Source organism: Phyllobacterium sp. P5_D12, assembly GCF_054049495.1.
In genome coordinates, this window is sequence record NZ_JBFUMG010000465.1 from 1 (window position 1) to 3,529 (window position 3,529).

Sequence of the window (3,529 nt, forward strand, 5' to 3'; positions counted from 1 at the left end):
CGGTACAACGACGAGCGACGGTACGATCGCGCCCGGCAACTCGATCGGCACATTGACGGTCGACGGCAACTACACCGGCAATGGTGGCACGCTGGTGATCGAGTCCGAGCTCGGCGGCGATGCCTCGCCCACCGACCGGCTCGTCGTCACCGGCGACACCGCAGGCACGACCAACGTCAAGGTCGTTAATCTTGCTGTTGGCGGCGGTGACGCGCAGACGGTCGAGGGCATCAAGATCATTGACGTCGGCGGCGCTTCGGACGGCGCCTTTTCGCTGCTGGGTGACTATGCGATCGGTGGACAGCAGGCGGTCGTCGCCGGTGCCTATGGCTATACGCTGAACAAGAACGGGATCACGACACCGAGCGATGGCGACTGGTATTTGCGTTCCGAGCTGACGCCGCCGCCGACAACACCGCCAACCACGCCCCCTACAACGACGCCTCCGACCACGCCGCCACCAGCTGCCAGCCCACTCTACCAGCCMGGSGCGCCGCTTTACGAAACCTATGCCCAGAGCCTGCAGGTGCTCAACGGCGTTGGCTCRATGCAGCAGCGCATCGGCAACCGCTATTGGGCTGGCGCTGGCAGCGCGGTGATTGCCGAGGGCGATGGACCGGGAACGCCGGAGGCAGCATCTTTGCCTTCCGAAGGCGGCACGGCAACCATTGATGCSGGAGCCATATGGGCRCGCATCGACGGCGCRCATTCGCGGGTYGATCCTGACCGCTCKACCACGCAGGCAGAATATGATTACAACACGTGGMGGTTGCAGTCGGGMCTTGACGGCAAGCTCTACGAAAACCAGTCCGGYACACTGATGGGCGGCGTGACSTTCCAGTATGGCGAGATTTCAACCGACGTTTCCTCCCTGTTCGGCAAGGGTTCCATCGACACCGACGGCTACGGTTTTGGCGGCACGCTGACCTGGCTTGGCCAGAACGGCTTTTATGTTGACGGGCAGACGCAACTCAACTGGTACGACAGCGATATWACCTCCGACACGCTCGGCCRSAGCCTGACCGATGGCAATGACGGTTTCGGYTAYGCGYTGAGCCTCGAAACCGGCAAGCGGATCGTCGTCGACGAGAACTGGTCGATCACGCCGCARGTGCARCTGGCCTATTCCAATGTCGATTTTGATGACTTCACCGATCCCTTCGGCTCGGACGTCTCGYTGGACAAGAGCGACAGCCTGAAGGGACGCCTTGGCGTCTCCGCCGATTACCAGAACGCATGGCAGGATAGCTCCGGCAGGATGGCACGCAGCAATGTCTACGGSCTCGCCAACCTCTATCATGAATTCCTCGATGGTTCGGAGGTTGACCTTGCCGGCGTCAATTTCGCCAATGAGAGCGATCGCACCTGGGGCGGSGTCGGCGCTGGCGGGTCRTACAGCTGGGCCGATGACAAATACGCGCTCTATGGCGARGTGTCGTTGAACACCAGCCTCAGCGACTTTGCCGACAGCTACAGCGTCAATGGCACGACCGGCTTCAAGGTGAAGTTCTGACTATCTGAGCTGTCTTTCTTGGGAGACTATCAAATTCATGGAGAAGGCGAGCGCTTGATGGTGCGTGGAATCACTGAGTCCACCCATTCACTTTGGTGAGCTATTTGATCGCAAAGAGGACATTGCACATTTTCGTTGGCATCAGGGGCAGGGAAAGGCTCGCGCGTGAAGTATGACGCGTGGCAATTGGGGCAACGGGGCCCGATCTCAGGAAAATAGGACATCGGGCAAATACCCTTCAGGTAAATTCGCATTCCAGACAACGACTCGCCCGGTACAATTCGGGAGAGCGGCCCTGCGAAATGAGAAACATGCTCGTCGCGATGGGAGGCGGGACGCAACAGGTCACTTGCGATTGTCTTCGCTGATTGCTGCGCGCAACATTGGTTCAGGCCGCCTTGGCCGTATTCTCCATAAAATAGATCAGTCCGGGTTCAACGATCCATTCCCCGGCGCGAAGCGATTCGACATCGAAGCGTCCATCGATGCAGCGGGGTGCGACACCGGAAAAGTGATATCGCGACCCGTTTCGGTCCACCACCGTTTCCGCAATCGGCTTTCCGTCAAGGTGGCCAATGATCCCGCCCTCCGACTGAATATTTGCGAGGATGAAGTATTCTGTTGGAAAACTTCGGCCAACTTTTGGAGCCAGTTTTAGCCCGATCTGATTTTTACTCATTTCATCACCGATCGAATTCATGCGGGCGGTTGTAAAATGAAGCGTCAGCCCGCAATGCAAGTGACTGAGATAGTGCCGGACCGCATAGGAATTCGAGACTGATTCAGTCCAGATTGTATAAAGAATCTATGTGCCATTGTATGGAACGAGTGTTTATCCAAGGGTCGCCAGACCGACGTCTGCCCCACCTAGGGTTGAGTTCGATACGGTCGCCCCGTCATTCTCACAGCGTGATGTTCCTTGAGGATTGTAACTGTAACGTACTGTTGTCCTATCGGGTTTTGCAGTCACATGGCGCTTCCAAGATATGGAGAGTTTGGCGATGCGACTGTATCCACTCGGTTCAGCTGTTGTCATTGCGGGCACAATTTGCCTAGGCCTGCCCACCCAGGCACAGGAACAAAGCCCCTACGGTTGGCTTGGGACCGAGACGTTGAAGACACGTTCCGGCGATTTCGAGTTCAAGGGCGGTTACCCGGTCGGCGACCGCCGCGCGTCTTCTTGATCTTCGCAAGCTCAATCAGGCGATAGAGGTTTATCTTACCCAGTGGATGCCAGTCAGCGAGATCGGACTTCGTGAGGGGTTGCGGGCGTTCGGGGCGACGAAGCCGACACAGGTTGTGGTCTGGGAAAACCTGATGGACGCCGAGACGGTGCTGCTGACAGCAAATGCCGAAACAGTCTACGCCTTGAGCCATCTTGATTTGAAAGCCGATGGCCCGACCGTCGTCGAGGCCCCGCCGAAGATGCTTGGTTTTTTGCAGGACGGGCTCCAGCGTTATGTCGCGGATGTCGGCCCGCTTGGTGACGACAAGGGTAAGGGCGGCAAGTTTCTTGTGCTGCCGCCCGGTTTCAAAGGCAAGATTCCGAAGGGCTATTTCGTCAAACGCTCTCCGACCTATTCGGTGACGCTGGGGCTGCGCGGCTTTCAGGTCGATGGCAAGACCGATCAGGCTGTGGGGCTGATGAGGAAGATCAAGGTCTACCCGCTCGCCAAGGCATCCTCGCCGCCCAAGATGGAGTTCCTCAACGGGTCCAACAAGGACATCAACACGGTATTTCCCGACAACTTGCATTTCTTCGAGCTTCTGGCACAGCTTGTCGAGGAGGAACCTGCCGAAAATTTCGGCCCGCTGGAGCGCTCGATGATGATGGCCATCGGCATTGAGAAAGGCAAACCCTTCAATCCCGACGAAAAGACCAAGGCGCTTCTCACTGAGGCCGCGCGTCTTGGCGGAGCCATGGCCCGGGCCAACACCTATGCATCTTCCTCCCCCGGCGTGTTCTATTATCCCGACCGCAAATGGCAGGGGATACAGGAGGGCATGACCTACACG

General features: G+C 58.0%; 4 protein-coding genes. 3 read left to right on the plus strand and 1 reads right to left on the minus strand.

The features are described 5' to 3' along the window. Positions 1-1,513: autotransporter family protein (locus tag ACXJ5O_RS21850; RefSeq protein WP_457301728.1), on the plus strand; the 1,513-nt coding region annotated here is incomplete at its 5' end. A 388-nt stretch (positions 1,514-1,901) separates the two neighbouring features. On the opposite strand, the gene ACXJ5O_RS21855 is transcribed toward ACXJ5O_RS21850, so the two are convergent. After that, on the minus strand, positions 1,902-2,192 hold the full coding sequence (locus ACXJ5O_RS21855) for a hypothetical protein (RefSeq protein ID WP_457301729.1): 291 nt from the start codon (positions 2,190-2,192) through the stop codon (positions 1,902-1,904). Positions 2,193-2,514: 322 nt separating this feature from the next. On the opposite strand from ACXJ5O_RS21855, the gene ACXJ5O_RS21860 reads away from it, so the two are divergent. Both ACXJ5O_RS21860 and ACXJ5O_RS21865 read left to right on the plus strand, forming a co-directional pair. After that, entirely contained in the window at positions 2,515-2,697 is a 183-nt protein-coding gene (locus tag ACXJ5O_RS21860; protein WP_457301730.1) for a hypothetical protein, read from the plus strand. A gap of 46 nt (positions 2,698-2,743) precedes the next feature. Continuing rightward, positions 2,744-3,529, plus strand: a 786-nt coding sequence (locus ACXJ5O_RS21865) for a DUF1254 domain-containing protein (protein WP_457301731.1), incomplete at its 3' end; no start/stop codon positions are given.

What these genes read in the sequence shown, in the direction of transcription:
- ACXJ5O_RS21855 (WP_457301729.1), bottom strand. Translation starts at nt 2,192, where the DNA reads ATGAGTAAAAATCAGATCGGGCTAAAACTGGCTCCAAAAGTTGGCCGA.
- ACXJ5O_RS21860 (WP_457301730.1), top strand. Translation starts at nt 2,515, where the DNA reads ATGCGACTGTATCCACTCGGTTCAGCTGTTGTCATTGCGGGCACAATT.